Origin of the sequence: Pseudomonas sp. Irchel 3E20, from assembly GCF_900187645.1 — a bacterium.
Classification (GTDB): domain Bacteria; phylum Pseudomonadota; class Gammaproteobacteria; order Pseudomonadales; family Pseudomonadaceae; genus Aquipseudomonas.
The window spans coordinates 18,870-33,792 of record NZ_FYEE01000015.1; the positions used below are offsets into that span (position 1 = coordinate 18,870).

Here is a 14,923-nt window from a genome sequence, read left to right on the forward strand (position 1 = left end):
ATGCGCCATGGGCATCAATCTACCGTTACCGCTGTTGGCCGAGATGGCCACCTTCGTCAAGGTGGTGGAAACCGGCAACTTCTCCGAAACCGCGCGCCAATTGGGCCTGTCACCCTCGGCGGTGAGCCGCAGCATTTCGCGCCTGGAACAGGCCCTGGGCACGCGCCTGCTGCAACGCACCACGCGCAAATTGCGCCTAAGCGAAAGCGGCGAAGAAGTGTTCAAGCGCTGCCAGGACATGGTCAGCGCCGCCCGTGCGGTGCTGGCGGTCAGCGGCCAGTACGTGCAGGAGGCCCAGGGCCTGGTGCGGGTCAGTGTGCCCAAGGCTGTCGGGCGTTTTGTGTTGCACCCCCACATGGCCGAGTTTTTGCGCCGCTACCCCAATGTGGACGTGCAGTTGATCCTCGAAGACCGCCAGGTGGATTTGATCGACGACAACGTCGACCTGAGCATCCGCATCACCGACAGCCCGCCGCCGGGGTTGATTGGCCGCCCCTTGCTGCCCATCGACCACTTGCTGTGCGCCACACCGCAGTACCTGGCCGAGCACGGCACGCCGCGCCAGCCTCGGGACTTGCTCGGCCACAGCTGTATTTACCTGGGGGAAACCCCGGGCGATGCACGCTGGAAATTCAAGCAGGGCAGCCGCGCGGTGACGGTGGCCGTGCGCGGGCGCTATGCCGCCAACCACACCGGCGTGCGCCTGGACGCGGCGTTGCAGCATGTGGGTATCGCCAGCCTGCCGTACTTCACCGCGCGCCATGCCCTGGAGCAGGGCACCCTGGTGCAGGTGCTGGCGGACTGGGACTTCATCGCCTCCTACACGGGCGACGCCTGGTTGCTGTACTCGCCCACCCGCTACCTGCCGCCCAAGTTGCGGGTGTTTATCGACTATCTGGTTGAATGCCTGGGCCGCGAGCCGACGTTGGCACCCTGGAAAGCCGCGCAAACAAAAGGCCCGTAGCGCAGGGCTGGCGGGCCTTGGGTCAAGCGTGGCGGCGGATCAGTGCTTGCTGCCCTCGTCAGGCATGGCCAGCAGTTGCTTTTCCTGGTTCCAGTCGAAGGGTTCGTCGTTCTGCTCGGCTTCGTAGCGGCGGTCTTCGAGGGCCTGGTACAGGTCGATTTCGTCGTCGGGCATGTAGTGCAGGCAGTCGCCGGCGAAGTACCAGAGCAGGTCGCGGGGCACCAGGTGGGCGATTTGCGGGTAGCGCTGGATCACCTGGCACAGCAGGTCCTGGCCCAGGTATTGGCTTTCGATCGGCTCGATGGGCAAGGAGGCGCGCAGTTCGTCGAAGCGTTCCAGGAACAAGGCGTGGCTCTCTTCCGGCACCTGCTCGGCATCACCTACCGCGACCAGGATGCTGCGCAGAAGGTCGAGCTGGACGAGTGTTTGGTCGAGCATATGAAGGGTCCTCTAGAACTGAAGCAAAACGGGCGCCGGAGTATATAGCCGCGGCGCCCGTTTTTCATTACCCGCCCGCTTTGCGGGCAGTGGTCAGCGCACTTTGCCGGCGCTGGCGCTCAGTTCCTCTTTGCTGAAGTCATCGACGTCGATCACCGCGCGCTGCGCCGTTTGCGCGTCGCGCAGGGTCTGCGCCTCGCCGGCCTGCAACACGCCGGCCTCCAGGGCGGCATCGATGGCATGCTCGCCGGCGGCCGGGGTGACCTGGCCGCTTTTGAGGGCGGCGTGGAGTTTTTTCTGCAAGGGTTGGGCGCCGTCGAGCAGGTCGCAGGCGTGTTGCAGCGCGCCGACCGGGTCTTGCGCCGATTGCGGGCGGTAGCAGCCTTGCAGCAACTCTTCCAGGGCCGGGTCGCCCTTGGCGCGGCCGATTAACGCAGCCACTTGCGCGGCCAGTGTGTCCGACGGCCCGGTGTGGCGCCGGCCGAAGGGGAACACCACCACCCGCAGCAGGCAGCCGAGCACGCGGTTGGGGAAGTTGCTCAGCAGTTCATCCAGCGCCCGTTCGGCCTGGCCGAGGCTTTCCTCCATGGCCCAGCACAGCAGCGGCTCCATGTAGTCGGGCGAGCCGAGGTCGTGGTAGCGCTTGAGGGCGGCGCTGCCCAGGTACAGGTTGCTCAACACATCCCCCAGGCGTGCCGACAGCCGCTCGCGGCGCTTGAGTTCGCCGCCCAGCAGCATCATGCACAGGTCGGCCAGCAGGGCGAAGGCCGCAGCCTGACGGTTGAGGGCGCGGAAGTAGCCCTGGCTGAGCTTGTCTCCGGGCGCCGCTTCGAAGTGGCCCAGGCCCAGGTTGAGCACCAGGGTGCTGGCAGCGTTGCTCACGGCAAAGCCGATGTGCTTGAGCAGCAGGCCATCGAACTCCACCAGGGCTTGGTCTTTGTCTTCACGGGCGGCGAGGGCCATTTCCTTGAGCACGAACGGGTGGCAGCGGATCGCGCCCTGGCCGAAGATCATCAGGTTGCGCGAGAGGATGTTGGCGCCTTCCACGGTGATGAAAATCGGCGCCCCTTGCCAACTGCGGCCCAGGTAGTTGTTGGGCCCCATGATGATGCCCTTACCGCCGTGCACGTCCATGGCGTGGCTGATGCACTCGCGGCCGCGCTCGGTGAGGTGGTACTTGAGGATGGCCGAAAGTACTGAGGGTTTTTCCCCCAGGTCCACCGCGTTGGCGGTGAGCATGCGGGCGCTGTCCATCAGCCAGGCGTTGCCGCCGATGCGCGCCAGGGCTTCCTGGATGCCTTCAAACGCCGCCAGCGGTACGTTGAATTGCTCGCGCACCCGGGCGTACTGGCCGGTCACCAGGCTGGTGAACTTGGCCGCGCCGGTGCCCACCGCCGGCAGGGAAATGGAGCGCCCCACGGAGAGGCAGTTCATCAGCATCATCCAGCCTTTGCCGAGCATTTCCTGGCCACCGATCAGGCAGTCCAGCGGCACGAACACGTCTTTGCCCGAGTTCGGCCCGTTCATGAACGCCGCGCCCAGGGGCAGGTGGCGGCGGCCGATTTCCACGCCGGGGGTGTCGGTGGGAATCAGCGCCAGGCTGATGCCCAGGTCTTCCTGGTCGCCGAGCAAGTGCTCGGGGTCATAGGCCTTGAACGCCAGGCCCAGCAGGGTGGCGACGGGGCCGAGGGTGATGTAGCGCTTTTCCCAGTTCAGGCGCAGGCCCAGCACTTCCTGGCCTTGCCACTGGCCTTTGCAGATGATTCCGGTGTCGGGCATGGCGCCGGCGTCGGAGCCGGCCAGCGGCCCGGTCAGGGCGAAGCAGGGGATGTCGTCGCCCCGGGCCAGGCGTGGCAGGTAGTGGTTGCGCTGCTCATCGGTGCCGTAGTGCAGCAACAGCTCGGCCGGGCCGAGGGAGTTGGGCACCATCACGGTGGACGCGAGGTCGCCGCTGCGGGTGGCCAGTTTCATCGCTACTTGGGAGTGGGCGTAGGCCGAGAAGCCTTTGCCGCCGAATTCTTTGGGGATAATCAGGGCGAAAAAGCCGTTTTGCTTGATGTGCTCCCAGGCCTGGGGCGGCAGGTCCATGTCCTGGCCGATCTGCCAGTCGCTGACCATGGCGCAGAGTTCTTCGGTGGGGCCGTCGAGGAAGGCTTGTTCTTCTTCGCTCAACTGCACCTTGGGGTAGGCCAGCAGCGTGTCCCAATTGGGCCGCCCGCTGAACAGCTCGCCGTCCCACCACACGGTGCCGGCGTCGATGGCATCGCGTTCGGTCTGGGACATGGGTGGTAGGGTTTTCTGGAACCAGCTGAACAGCGGCGCGGTGAACAGTTTGCGGCGCAGGTCCGGCAACAGCAGGGGCGCGGCCACGGCGGCCAGCAACAGCCAGAAAACCAGCAGCAGCCAACCCGGTGCGTGGCTGGCGACGCCCATGGCCACCAGGTACACGGCCACCACGCCCATCGCGGGCAGGGGCGCGACCCGGCGATGCGCCAGGTAAGCAATGCCGAGCACCAGAACCAGTATCCACAACAGCAACATATTCAATCCTCCATGAGGCCAGGGGCAAAACCACCCTCAGAGCGTAGACGGCATCTGTGAAGCGGGGGCGGTGAGAGCGGGGTAGGACAGTGTGCGTGATGATTGTCAGTCGGGTCGGCGGCAGATGTAAGAGTGCTGGCGCCTGCCCCGGTGGCAATCCCTGATATTTGGCCGAAACGTCGTTATCCGTGTGCGGGGTCTGTCGCTAGACTCGGGGCTTCCCCAGGAGAGCCTTCCCATGCACGAATACCTCAAGCCCGGCCGGTTCATCGATAGTGACCACCCTGCGGTGGTGGAGTTCGCGCAAAAACATCGCGGCACTGCTCGCGAGCCGCGCGAGCAAGCGGTGAACCTGTACTACGCGGTGCGTGAAGCGGTGCGCTACAACCCCTACACCTTCAGCCGCGACCCCGACACCCTGCGCGGCAGCTACGCCCTGGACAGCGCCGAAAGTTACTGTGTGCCCAAGGCCACCCTGCTGGCCGGGTGCGCGCGGCATTGCGGGATACCGGCGCGCATTGGCCTGGCCGATGTGCGCAACCACCTGTCCACGCCGCGCCTGATCGAGCTGCTCAAAAGCGACGTGTTCGCCATGCACGGCTACACCGAGCTGTACCTGGACGGGCGCTGGGTCAAGGCCACGCCTGCGTTCAACCAGAAACTGTGCGACCTATTCGATGTGCCGGCCCTGGATTTCGATGGGGTCAACGACAGCGTATTCCACCCCTTCAACCGCCAGGGGCAGCAGTCGATGGAGTACCTGGTGGACCACGGCCAGTTCGCCGATGTGCCCGAGGCGTTGTTCTTCGGCCACATTGCCCAGTGCTATCCGCACTTGTTCGCCGAACATCAGAGCGGCCTGCTGGGGGACTTGCAGAGCGATTTGAGTCGCGCCTGATCCGGCGTAGACTGCCCGGGCATTTAGCCATCTGGGAGCGCTCATGCTGAAAATCTGGGGTCGGAAAAACTCATCCAACGTGCGCAAGGCGCTGTGGTGCGCCGAAGAGTTGGGCTTGGCCTACGAGGCCCTGGACGCCGGCGGTGCCTTTGGCGTGGTGGACACGCCGCAGTACCGGGTGCTCAACCCCAACGGGCGGATCCCGATGATCGAGGACGATGGCTTTGTGCTGTGGGAATCCAACGCCATCGTGCGCTACCTGTGCGCCCGCCACGCCAGCGATTCGCCCTGGTACCCGGCCGATGTGCAGGCCCGGGCCAGCGCCGACAAGTGGATGGACTGGACCACTTCGACCTTTGCCGAACCCTTCCGCCAGGTGTTCTGGGGCGTGCTGCGCACCCCCGCCGAGCAGCAGGACTGGGCCGCCATTCACGCCGCCCGCGACACCTGCGCGCAATTGTTGGCCCGTGTGGACCAGGCGTTGGCTGGCCAACCCTACCTCTCGGGCGAGGCCATCGGCATGGGCGATATTCCCCTGGGCAGTTTTATTTACGCCTGGTTCGAGATGCCCATCGAGCGCGCGCCGCTGCCCCATTTGCACGCCTGGTACGAGCGCCTGAAACAGCGCCCGGCCTACCGCCACGCGGTGATGACTGCGTTGACTTAATACCGACTATCAACACAGGTGACTGTACTTGTGCGGCCTCGACAAGCACCATTGCGCCTGTCGGTGCCGCTGCATTGCTTGCGGCCCACGCTGGTTTTTCTCTTTTCCTTCCTTCTTGGTGCATGAATCCGATATGAGTTCCGCTCTGTCCATCCGGCAGCTAACCAAAACCTACGGCAACGGTTTCCAGGCCCTGAGTGGTATCGATCTGGACGTCGCCGAAGGTGACTTTTTCGCCTTGCTCGGCCCTAACGGCGCCGGTAAATCCACCACCATCGGCATCCTCTCCACCCTGGTCAACAAGACCAGCGGCACGGTGAACATCTTCGGCCATGACCTGGACCGCAACCCGGCGGCGCTCAAGCGTTGCATCGGCGTGGTGCCGCAGGAATTCAATTTCAACCAGTTCGAGAAGACCTTCGACATCGTCGTGACCCAGGCCGGCTACTACGGCATCCCGGCCAAAGTCGCTAAGGAACGCGCCGAGCAGTACCTGACCCAGCTCGGCCTGTGGGACAAGCGCGATGTGCCGTCGCGCTCGCTCTCTGGTGGCATGAAGCGGCGCTTGATGATCGCCCGCGCCCTGGTCCACGAGCCGCGCCTGCTGATCCTCGACGAGCCCACCGCGGGCGTGGACATCGAACTGCGCCGCTCGATGTGGACCTTCCTCACCGAGCTGAACGAGAAAGGCATCACCATCATCCTCACCACCCATTACCTGGAAGAGGCTGAACAGCTGTGCCGCAACATCGGCATCATCGACCACGGCACCATCGTCGAGAACACCAGCATGCGTCAGTTGCTCGGCCAACTGCATGTCGAGACGTTTTTGCTCGACCTCAAGCACAACCTGCAAGCGCCACCGGCGCTGGTGGGCTACCCCAATCGGCTGGTGGACAACCACACCCTGGAAGTCCAGGTGGACAAGGCCGTGGGCATCACCGCGCTGTTCGGCCAACTGGCGGCGCAGAACATCGAAGTGCTGAGCTTGCGCAACAAAACCAATCGCCTTGAGGAGTTGTTTGTGTCCCTGGTGGAAAAAAACCTGGCGAAGGTGGCCATATGAACTCGGAACTGCGGCCCAACCTCGTTGCCCTCAACACCATCATCTACCGTGAAGTGCGGCGCTTTACCCGCATCTGGCCGCAAACCCTGCTGCCGCCGGCGATCACCATGGTTTTGTACTTCGTGATCTTCGGCAACCTGATCGGCCGGCAGATTGGCGACATGGGCGGTTTCACCTACATGGAGTACATCGTGCCGGGGCTCATCATGATGTCGGTGATTACCAACGCCTACAGCAACGTGGTGTCGAGCTTCTTCGGCGCCAAGTTCCAGCGCTCCATCGAGGAATTGATGGTGTCGCCGGTGTCGCCCCACACCATCCTCATCGGCTATACCGTGGGCGGCGTGTTGCGCGGCCTGATGGTGGGGTTGATCGTGACGCTGCTGTCGCTGTTCTTCACCGATTTGCAGGTTCACCACCTGGGCGTGACCGTGGTGGTAGTGGTGCTGACGGCGACGATCTTCTCGCTTCTGGGGTTCATTAACGCGGTATTTGCACGCAACTTCGACGATGTCTCGATTATCCCGACCTTCGTGCTGACCCCGCTGACTTACCTGGGCGGGGTGTTCTACTCCATCAGCCTGCTGCCGCCGTTCTGGCAGACCGTGTCGCTGGCCAACCCGGTGCTGCACATGGTCAACGCCTTCCGCTACGGCATCCTGGGCGTGTCGGACATCAAGATCAGCGTCGCCATCGCCTTTATGCTGGTGGCCACCGCGGTGCTGTACATCGGTTGCGCACGGCTGCTGGTGAGCGGGCGCGGGATGCGCCAATAGCTAATTGATACGTAATGAAAAACGGCCTCCATCTGGAGGCCGTTTGCGTTTTTACTGGCGCTTTTTCTGGCGTTGCTTCCACTGGCGTCCCACCCACCAGCGCCAGTACAGCATGGTCAGGCAATAGGCGAGGGCGCCGAGTACCACGCCGGCCACCACCGAGCCCAACAAGAACGGCTGCCACAGGGTGGAAAGCTGGCTGCTGATCCACTCCCAGGTCAGCTCGTCGGGCAGGCTGCGCGGCGGCACGTTCATCAGCCAGGCCCCGAGCTGGTAGGTGCAGAAAAACACCGGCGGCATGGTGATGGGGTTGGTCAGCCACACCAGGCTCACGGCAATCGGCATGTTGCCGCGCACCGACACCGCGAGGGCGGCGGCCAGCAGCATCTGCGCCGGGATCGGCATGAACGCGGCAAACAGGCCCACCGCCATGGCGCGGGCAACCGAGTGGCGATTGAGGTGCCAGAGGTTGGGGTCGTGGAGCAATTTGCCGAGAAAGCGTAAGGACTTGTGTTCCCGGATACTGGTCGGGTCGGGCATGTAGCGTTTGAATAAGCGCCGGGGCATGGGAATTCTCGGTCGGTTCAAGCGGGCAGTATGCCCGGAATCTACCGAAGGCCGATTCAGACTTTGTGACAATTAATAAGCGCGTGCCTGTGTGACCCGGCTATTCCTCAGTCGTGGACTCTCAAGGACGGGCTTATGCGCACAGGGATGCTGGCGCTGGCGCTGGGTTTGTTGGCGCTGCGTTTTCTGCCGGTACTGCCGCCGGTCGGGTTATTGCTGCTGGCGGTCACGCTGGCGCTGATGCTGTTGCCGTTTCGCACTTATCCACTGGCGTTGTGCCTGCTGGGGCTGAGTTGGGCCAGCGTGTCGGCCCACTGGGCCTTGGCCGATCGCCTGGCCCCGGCGCTGGACGGGCAGACCCGCTGGGTCGAGGGCCGCGTGGTGGGGTTGCCGCAAGAGGCGGGCAGCGTGGTGCGTTTCGAGCTGGCCGGGGCCACGGCGCGCAAGGCCCGCTTGCCCAAGTTGATGCGCCTGGCCTGGCACGGCGGGCCACCAGTGCGCAGCGGCGAGCGCTGGCGCCTGGCAGTCAAACTCAAGCGCCCGAGCGGGCTGCTCAACCCCCACGCCTTCGATTACGACGCCTGGCTGCTGGCCCAGCGCATCGGCGCCACCGGTACGGTCAAGGACGGCCAACGCCTGGCACCGGCGCACGGGGCCTGGCGCGACAGCCTGCGCCAGCGCTTGGCGCAGGTCGATGCCCAGGGCCGCAACGCAGCCCTGACGGCGTTGGTGCTGGGGGACGGCGCGGGCCTGGACAGCAGCGACTGGCAGGTGCTGCGCGATACCGGCACCGTGCACCTATTGGTGATTTCCGGGCAGCACATCGGCTTGCTGGCGGGGTTGGTGTATGGCGCGGTGGCCGGGTTGGCGCGCCTGGGCCTGTGGCCGCGGCGCTGGCCGTGGCTGCCATGGGCCTGTGGCCTGGGGTTCGCGGCGGCGCTGGGGTATGGCCTGCTGGCCGGGTTTGATGTGCCGGTGCGCCGCGCCTGCCTGATGATCGGCCTGGTGCTGTTATGGCGTTTGCGCTTTCGCCATTTGGGCGCGGGGTGGCCGCTGTTGCTGGCGCTTAATGGCGTGCTGCTGGTGGAGCCGCTGGCCAGCCTGCAACCGGGTTTCTGGCTGTCGTTTGCGGCGGTGGCGGTGCTGGTGTTCATCTTCAGCGCTCGCCTGGGCCGTTGGCGCGGCTGGCAGGCCTGGACGCGGGCGCAGTGGCTGATCGCAATCGGCCTGGGCCCGGTGCTGTTGGCGTTGGGCTTGCCCATCAGCCTGAGCGGGCCTTTGGCCAACCTGGTGGCCGTGCCCTGGATCAGCCTGTTGGTGTTGCCCCTGGCCCTGCTCGGCACGGCGTTGCTGGCGCTGCCGTTTGTCGGAGAGGGGCTGTTGTGGCTAGCTGGCGGCGCCCTCGATCTGCTGTTTCGCGCCCTCGCGCTGCTGGCTGCGCAACGCCCGGCCTGGGCGCCGCCGGCCTTGGCGGGGTGGGCGTGGGCGATCACCGCCCTGGGCGCGTTGTTACTGCTGTTGCCCGCCGGCGTGCCGTTGCGCGGGCTCGGCTGGCCGATGCTGCTGATGGCGGTTTATGCGCCGCGCCCGGAGATTGCCCACGGCCAGGCGCAGGTCTGGCAATTGGACGTCGGCCAAGGCCTGGCGGTGCTGGTGCGCACGCGCCAGCACGCCTTGCTGTACGACGCCGGCCCGCGCCAGGGCGAATTCGACCTGGGCGAGCGGGTGGTGCTGCCGGCGTTGCACAGCCTGGGGGTTCAGGGCCTGGACCTGATGCTCCTCAGCCACGCCGACGCCGACCACGCGGGCGGTGCCGGCGCGGTGGCGCGGGGCCTGCCGGTGGCGGCGGTGATCGGCGGCGACCCGGCCGCGCTGCCGGCGTTCTTGAACGCCCAGGCCTGCACCAGTGGCCAGCAATGGCAATGGGATGGCGTGACCTTCCGCCTCTGGCGCTGGGCCGACGCCCGCGACAGCAATCAGACCTCTTGTGTGTTGCAGGTGGAGGCCGGCGGCGAACGCTTGCTGCTGACCGGCGATATCGACACCGAGGCCGAACGGGCGCTGCTGGCCAGCCCCCTGGCGGTGCCGACCCATTGGTTGCAAGCGCCCCACCATGGCAGCCGCAGCTCATCCTCAATGGCGTTGCTCCAGGCCCTGAAACCGGGCGCCGTGTTGATCTCCCGCGGCCAGGGCAACGCTTTTGGTCACCCTCATCCACGGGTGATGGCGCGTTACCACTACCTTGGTATGGACGTTTACGACAGCGCCGAACAGGGCGCCATCCGCCTCGACCTGGGCACCTTCAGCGCCGCGCAAACCCTGCGCCAGCAACGGCGCTTCTGGCGCGCGCCCTGAGATAACCCGGTGTTATTAAACGCGGGGTCAATGCGACATCACGTTCTTCGGTGGCCTGCGGCGCTATGTTAGAGTGGCGCACTTTTTCGAGGGGGCTGTCACTGTGTGGGAATTGGTCAAATCCGGCGGCTGGATGATGCTGCCGATCATTCTGAGTTCCATCGCGGGCCTGGGCATCGTCGCCGAACGCCTGTGGACCCTGCGCGCCAGCCGTGTCACCCCCGAGCACTTGCTGGGCCAGGTGTGGCGCTGGATCAAGGACAAACAGCTGAACAAGGAAAAACTCAAGGAGCTGCGCGCCAATTCCCCCCTGGGCGAGATCCTGGCCGCGGGCCTGGCCAACTCCAAGCATGGCCGCGAGATCATGAAGGAGTGCATCGAAGAGGCCGCCGCCCGGGTCATTCATGAACTGGAGCGCTACCTCAACACCCTGGGCACCATCGCCGCCATGGCGCCGCTGCTGGGCCTGCTGGGCACGGTGCTGGGCATGATCGATATTTTCAGCTCATTCATGGGCACTGGCATGAGCGCCAATGCCGCGGTACTCGCTGGCGGCATTTCCAAGGCCCTGATTACCACGGCCGCGGGCCTGATGGTGGGCATCCCCGCCGTGTTCTTCCATCGCTTCCTGCAACGCCGGGTCGATGAACTGGTGGTGGGCATGGAGCAGGAAGCGATCAAATTGGTCGAGGTGGTACAGGGCGACCGGGACGTCGATCTGGTCGAGGGCAAAGCGTGAAATTTCGCCGCAAACCGCGAGAGACGGTTGATATCAACCTGGCCTCGCTGATCGACGTGGTGTTTATCTTGCTGCTGTTTTTCGTCGTGACCACCACCTTCACCCGCGAAACCCAACTGCGCGTCGACCTGCCCGAGGCCGTCAGCGGCTCGCCGGCCGAAGACCAGGTGCTCAAGCAGGTGGACATCGCCATCAGCGCCGACGGCGTGTACAGCGTCAACAACCAACTGCTGGCCAAGAACGACCTCGCCGGCCTGATGGAAGCCTTGCAGAAGGAGTCGGCGGGCGACACCAGCCTGCCGCTGTCCATCAGCGCCGATGGCAAGACCCCGCACCAAGCCGTGATTACCGCCATGGACGCGGCCGGCAAACTGGGCTTCAGCCATTTGCGCATGACCACGGTCGAAGCGGCCCCGGTTCCCTGATGGCACTTTCCGATCGCTTGCTCGACGCCTGGTACACCGGCCACCCCGCGCTGAAGCTGTTGCAGCCCCTGGAATGGCTGTACCGGCGCGTGGTGGCGGGCAAGCGCGCACGTTTTCTGGCCGGGGAGGGCACGATTTACCGCGCACCCGTGCCGCTGATCGTGGTCGGCAATATCACCGTGGGCGGCACCGGCAAGACGCCGTTGATCCTGTGGATGATCGAACACTGCCAGCGCCAGGGCCTGCGGGTGGGTGTGGTCAGCCGTGGCTACGGCGCCAAGCCGGCGCAATTGCCGTGGCGCGTGCGCGCCGAACAGAGCGCCACCGAGGCCGGGGACGAACCCTTGCTGATCGTGCAGCGCACCGGTGTGGCGCTGATGATCGACCCCGACCGCAGCCGCGCCGTGCAGGCCTTGCTGGCGGCCGAACCGCTGGACCTGATCCTGTGCGACGACGGCTTGCAGCATTACCGCTTGGCTCGCGACCTGGAACTGGTGCTGGTCGACGCCGTCCGGGGCCTGGGCAATCGCCGTTGCCTGCCGGCCGGGCCGCTGCGTGAGCCGGTGGAGCGTCTGCACAGCGTCGACGCGCAGTTGTTCAACGGCGCGGCCAGCGATACCCCCCAGGGTTACGCCTTCCAACTGCAACCCACGGCGCTGGTCAACCTGCTCACCGGCGAGCGCCGTGGCCTCGATCATTTCGCCCCGGGCCAGGCCCTGCACGCGGTGGCCGGCATCGGCAACCCGCGGCGTTTCTTCACTACCCTGCAAGCGCTACACTGGCGGCCCGTGGCCCACGCCTTCGCCGACCATGCCCAGTACAGCCCGCAGGCCTTGAGTTTCACCCCTGCGCTGCCGTTGGTCATGACCGAAAAAGACGCGGTCAAATGCCGGGCCTTTGCCTTGGCCGATTGGTGGTACCTGGCCGTGGATGCCGCGCCGTCGCCGGCCTTCGTCGCCTGGTTCGATACCCAATTGATGCGCCTGCTATCCACCCGTCTCTTGCCTTAATACGCTGTTATCCAAGGAGTTTTCATGGACACCAAACTGCTCGATATCCTTGCCTGCCCGGTCTGCAAAGGCCCGCTCAAACTCAGCGCCGACAAAACCGAACTCATCAGCAAGGGCGCCGGCCTGGCGTACCCGATCCGCGACGGCATCCCGGTGATGCTCGAAACCGAGGCCCGCACCCTGAGCAACGACGAGCGGCTGGATAAATGAGCACCGCGTTCACCGTTGTCATCCCGTCGCGCTTTGCCTCCACCCGCCTGCCGGGCAAGCCGCTGCAACTGATCGCCGGCAAGCCGATGGTCCAGCACGTCTGGGAACAGGCCTGCAAAAGCAGCGCCGAGCGGGTGGTGGTGGCCACCGATGACGCGCGCATAGTCGACGCCTGCCGCGCCTTTGGTGCCGACGTGGTGCTGACCCGCGAAGACCACAATTCCGGCACCGATCGCCTGGCCGAAGTGGCCACGGCGCTGGGCTTGGCGCCCGACGCCATTGTGGTCAACGTGCAGGGCGACGAGCCGTTGATTCCGCCGGCCCTGATCGACCAGGTGGCGGCCAACCTGGCGCACCACGGCGAGGCGCGCATGTCCACGCTTTGTGAGCCGATCGAAGACGTTGAAACCCTGTTCAATACCAATGTCGTCAAAGTCGTCAGCGACTGCAACGGCCTGGCCCTGACCTTCAGCCGTGCCACCTTGCCCTGGGCACGCGATGCCTTCGCCAGCGATCGCACGCAACTGCCCGCCGGCGTGCCGTACCGCCGCCACATCGGTATCTACGCCTACCGCGTCGGCTTCCTTCATGACTTCGTCAACTGGGGCCCGTGCTGGCTGGAAGACACCGAGTGCCTGGAGCAACTGCGCGCCTTGTGGCACGGCGTGCGCATCCACGTCGCCGACGCCCTGGAAGCGCCACCGGCCGGGGTCGACACCCCGCAAGACCTCGAACGCGTTCGACGTCTGCTGGAGGCCTGATGCGCGTTTTGTTCGTGTGCCTGGGCAACATCTGCCGCTCGCCCACCGCCGAAGGCGTGTTGCGCCACAAATTGCGCGAGGCCGGGTTGGCTGCGCAGGTGCAAGTGGCTTCGGCCGGCACCGGTGACTGGCACGTCGGCAACGCCCCGGACAAACGCAGCCAGGCCGCGGCCCTGCTCCGTGGCTACGACCTCTCGGCCCAGCGCGCGCAGCAGGTGAGCCGCGCCGATTTTGCCGATTACGACCTGATCCTGGCCATGGACCACAGCAACCTGCGCAACCTCAAGGCCCTGCAACCGGCCCAGGGGCGTGCAGAGTTGGACCTGTTCCTGCGCCGCTACGCGTCCAGCGTCGATGAAGTGCCCGACCCTTACTACGACGCCGAGCAAGGCTTCGAGCAGGTGCTGGACTTGATCGAGCATGCCTGCGATTTGCTGGTGATCGAAGTCAAGGGGCGCCTATGAGCCTGGTGTTTGAACCGCAGGTTTCGCTCAAGGCCTTCAACACCTTCGGCGTCGATGTGCGCGCCCAGGTGTTCGCCCAGGCCCACAGCGACGCTGACGTGCGCGAAGCGCTGGCCTATTGCGCGCAACAGCAATTGCCGCTGTTGGTGATCGGTGGCGGCAGCAACCTGCTGCTGACTGCCGACATCCCCGCGTTGGTACTGCGCATGGCCACCCAGGGCATCCGCATCCTTAGCGATGACGGCGTGCAGGTGATCGTCGAAGCCGAAGCGGGCGAGGCCTGGCACCCCTTTGTGCTGTGGACACTGGCCCAGGGCCTGTCGGGGCTGGAGAACCTCAGCCTGATCCCCGGCACCGTGGGCGCCGCGCCAATGCAGAACATCGGCGCTTATGGCGTGGAGATCAAGGACGTGTTCGCTGGGTTGACCGCCCTGGACCGCGAAAGCGGCGAGTTGCGCGACTTTGACCTGCACGCCTGCCGCTTCGGCTACCGCGATAGCCTGTTCAAGCAGCAGCCGGGGCGCTGGCTGATCCTGCGGGTGCGCTTTGCCCTGAGCCGCGTCGAGCATTTGCACCTGGGCTACGGCCCGGTCAGCCAACGCTTGGCGCAGTTGGGCATCGCCCAGCCCAATGCCAGCGACGTGAGCCAGGCGATTTGCAGCATCCGCAGCGAAAAACTGCCGGACCCGGCCGTGCTCGGCAATGCCGGCAGCTTCTTCAAGAACCCGCTGGTGCCGGCAGCGCTGGTGGCCGAGCTCAAGGTGGATTACCCGGACCTGGTGGCTTATCCGCAGGCGGACGGGCAGATGAAACTGGCCGCCGGGTGGCTGATCGAGCGCGCGGGGTGGAAGGGCTTTCGCGAGGCCGATGCCGGCGTGCACCGCCTCCAGGCCTTGGTGCTGGTCAACTACGGCGGCGCCACCGGGTTGCAGTTGCTGAACCTGGCCCAGCGCATCCAGCAGGACATCGCCCAACGCTTCAAGGTGCAACTGGAGATGGAGCCCAACCGCTACTAGCCTCGGCACCTGCGGTATCCAAAGCC

The 14,923-nt window shown here is 65.4% G+C and carries 16 protein-coding genes; 13 read left to right on the forward strand and 3 right to left on the reverse strand.

What is annotated here, in order from left to right; genetic code table 11:
* Positions 1–7 precede the first annotated feature (7 nt).
* Entirely contained in the window at positions 8–964 is a 957-nt protein-coding gene (locus CKW13_RS21645) for a LysR family transcriptional regulator (RefSeq protein WP_095110816.1), read from the forward strand.
* A 39-nt stretch (positions 965–1,003) separates the two neighbouring features.
* Here CKW13_RS21645 and CKW13_RS21650 read toward each other — a convergent pair whose 3' ends face one another.
* Entirely contained in the window at positions 1,004–1,402 is a 399-nt protein-coding gene (locus CKW13_RS21650; protein ID WP_095110817.1) for a PA2817 family protein, read from the reverse strand.
* 93 nt (positions 1,403–1,495) lie between these two features.
* Complete coding sequence (locus CKW13_RS21655) at positions 1,496–3,943, reverse strand: acyl-CoA dehydrogenase (RefSeq protein ID WP_095110818.1); 2,448 nt, start codon at positions 3,941–3,943, stop codon at positions 1,496–1,498.
* Between the two features lie 238 nt (positions 3,944–4,181).
* On the opposite strand from CKW13_RS21655, the gene CKW13_RS21660 reads away from it, so the two are divergent.
* From CKW13_RS21660 to CKW13_RS21675, 4 genes are all read left to right on the forward strand, one after another.
* Positions 4,182–4,841, forward strand: a complete 660-nt coding sequence (locus tag CKW13_RS21660; RefSeq protein ID WP_095110819.1) for a transglutaminase family protein — start codon at positions 4,182–4,184, stop codon at positions 4,839–4,841.
* Between the two features lie 43 nt (positions 4,842–4,884).
* Complete coding sequence (locus tag CKW13_RS21665; RefSeq protein WP_095110820.1) at positions 4,885–5,508, forward strand: glutathione S-transferase family protein; 624 nt, start codon at positions 4,885–4,887, stop codon at positions 5,506–5,508.
* Positions 5,509–5,641: 133 nt separating this feature from the next.
* Complete coding sequence (locus CKW13_RS21670; RefSeq protein WP_095110821.1) at positions 5,642–6,574, forward strand: ABC transporter ATP-binding protein; 933 nt, start codon at positions 5,642–5,644, stop codon at positions 6,572–6,574.
* Positions 6,571–7,350, forward strand: a complete 780-nt coding sequence (locus CKW13_RS21675) for an ABC transporter permease (protein ID WP_095110822.1) — start codon at positions 6,571–6,573, stop codon at positions 7,348–7,350. Before CKW13_RS21670 ends, CKW13_RS21675 begins: the two co-directional genes overlap by 4 nt.
* Positions 7,351–7,401: 51 nt before the next feature.
* Here CKW13_RS21675 and CKW13_RS21680 read toward each other — a convergent pair whose 3' ends face one another.
* The gene (locus CKW13_RS21680) at positions 7,402–7,917 is read right to left on the reverse strand and encodes a DUF2062 domain-containing protein (protein ID WP_095110823.1); all 516 of its coding nucleotides are present in this window, start codon (positions 7,915–7,917) and stop codon (positions 7,402–7,404) included.
* A 135-nt stretch (positions 7,918–8,052) separates the two neighbouring features.
* Here CKW13_RS21680 and CKW13_RS21685 point away from each other — a divergent pair, with 135 nt between their 5' ends.
* From CKW13_RS21685 to murB, 8 genes are all read left to right on the forward strand, one after another.
* Complete coding sequence (locus CKW13_RS21685; protein WP_095110824.1) at positions 8,053–10,272, forward strand: DNA internalization-related competence protein ComEC/Rec2; 2,220 nt, start codon at positions 8,053–8,055, stop codon at positions 10,270–10,272.
* Positions 10,273–10,375: 103 nt separating this feature from the next.
* Positions 10,376–11,011 (forward strand): MotA/TolQ/ExbB proton channel family protein, encoded by a 636-nt coding sequence (locus tag CKW13_RS21690; RefSeq protein WP_176465160.1) that lies wholly within the window; start codon positions 10,376–10,378, stop codon positions 11,009–11,011.
* Complete coding sequence (locus CKW13_RS21695) at positions 11,008–11,436, forward strand: biopolymer transporter ExbD (RefSeq protein WP_095110826.1); 429 nt, start codon at positions 11,008–11,010, stop codon at positions 11,434–11,436. Before CKW13_RS21690 ends, CKW13_RS21695 begins: the two co-directional genes overlap by 4 nt.
* Positions 11,436–12,446 carry a tetraacyldisaccharide 4'-kinase gene (lpxK, locus tag CKW13_RS21700; RefSeq protein WP_095110827.1) on the forward strand — a complete coding sequence of 337 codons (1,011 nt, stop codon included), beginning with the start codon at positions 11,436–11,438 and terminating at the stop codon, positions 12,444–12,446. Before CKW13_RS21695 ends, lpxK begins: the two co-directional genes overlap by 1 nt.
* Before the next feature lie 24 nt (positions 12,447–12,470).
* Complete coding sequence (locus CKW13_RS21705; RefSeq protein ID WP_095110828.1) at positions 12,471–12,656, forward strand: Trm112 family protein; 186 nt, start codon at positions 12,471–12,473, stop codon at positions 12,654–12,656.
* Positions 12,653–13,417 carry a 3-deoxy-manno-octulosonate cytidylyltransferase gene (gene kdsB, locus CKW13_RS21710; RefSeq protein ID WP_095110829.1) on the forward strand — a complete coding sequence of 255 codons (765 nt, stop codon included), beginning with the start codon at positions 12,653–12,655 and terminating at the stop codon, positions 13,415–13,417. The genes CKW13_RS21705 and kdsB overlap by 4 nt, the downstream gene beginning before the upstream one ends.
* Complete coding sequence (locus CKW13_RS21715; protein WP_095110830.1) at positions 13,417–13,881, forward strand: low molecular weight protein-tyrosine-phosphatase; 465 nt, start codon at positions 13,417–13,419, stop codon at positions 13,879–13,881. The genes kdsB and CKW13_RS21715 overlap by 1 nt, the downstream gene beginning before the upstream one ends.
* Positions 13,878–14,897 (forward strand): UDP-N-acetylmuramate dehydrogenase, encoded by a 1,020-nt coding sequence (gene murB / locus CKW13_RS21720; protein ID WP_095110831.1) that lies wholly within the window; start codon positions 13,878–13,880, stop codon positions 14,895–14,897. The genes CKW13_RS21715 and murB overlap by 4 nt, the downstream gene beginning before the upstream one ends.
* Positions 14,898–14,923 lie beyond the last annotated feature (26 nt).

Bases quoted from the DNA above. Each gene is read 5' to 3' on its own strand.
- CKW13_RS21645 (WP_095110816.1), top strand. From the start codon at position 8: ATGGGCATCAATCTACCGTTACCGCTGTTGGCCGAGATGGCCACCTTC.
- CKW13_RS21650 (WP_095110817.1), bottom strand. From the start codon at position 1,402: ATGCTCGACCAAACACTCGTCCAGCTCGACCTTCTGCGCAGCATCCTG.
- CKW13_RS21655 (WP_095110818.1), bottom strand. From the start codon at position 3,943: ATGTTGCTGTTGTGGATACTGGTTCTGGTGCTCGGCATTGCTTACCTG.
- CKW13_RS21660 (WP_095110819.1), top strand. From the start codon at position 4,182: ATGCACGAATACCTCAAGCCCGGCCGGTTCATCGATAGTGACCACCCT.
- CKW13_RS21665 (WP_095110820.1), top strand. From the start codon at position 4,885: ATGCTGAAAATCTGGGGTCGGAAAAACTCATCCAACGTGCGCAAGGCG.
- CKW13_RS21670 (WP_095110821.1), top strand. From the start codon at position 5,642: ATGAGTTCCGCTCTGTCCATCCGGCAGCTAACCAAAACCTACGGCAAC.
- CKW13_RS21675 (WP_095110822.1), top strand. From the start codon at position 6,571: ATGAACTCGGAACTGCGGCCCAACCTCGTTGCCCTCAACACCATCATC.
- CKW13_RS21680 (WP_095110823.1), bottom strand. From the start codon at position 7,917: ATGCCCCGGCGCTTATTCAAACGCTACATGCCCGACCCGACCAGTATC.
- CKW13_RS21685 (WP_095110824.1), top strand. From the start codon at position 8,053: ATGCGCACAGGGATGCTGGCGCTGGCGCTGGGTTTGTTGGCGCTGCGT.
- lpxK (WP_095110827.1), top strand. From the start codon at position 11,436: ATGGCACTTTCCGATCGCTTGCTCGACGCCTGGTACACCGGCCACCCC.
- CKW13_RS21705 (WP_095110828.1), top strand. From the start codon at position 12,471: ATGGACACCAAACTGCTCGATATCCTTGCCTGCCCGGTCTGCAAAGGC.
- kdsB (WP_095110829.1), top strand. From the start codon at position 12,653: ATGAGCACCGCGTTCACCGTTGTCATCCCGTCGCGCTTTGCCTCCACC.
- CKW13_RS21715 (WP_095110830.1), top strand. From the start codon at position 13,417: ATGCGCGTTTTGTTCGTGTGCCTGGGCAACATCTGCCGCTCGCCCACC.
- murB (WP_095110831.1), top strand. From the start codon at position 13,878: ATGAGCCTGGTGTTTGAACCGCAGGTTTCGCTCAAGGCCTTCAACACC.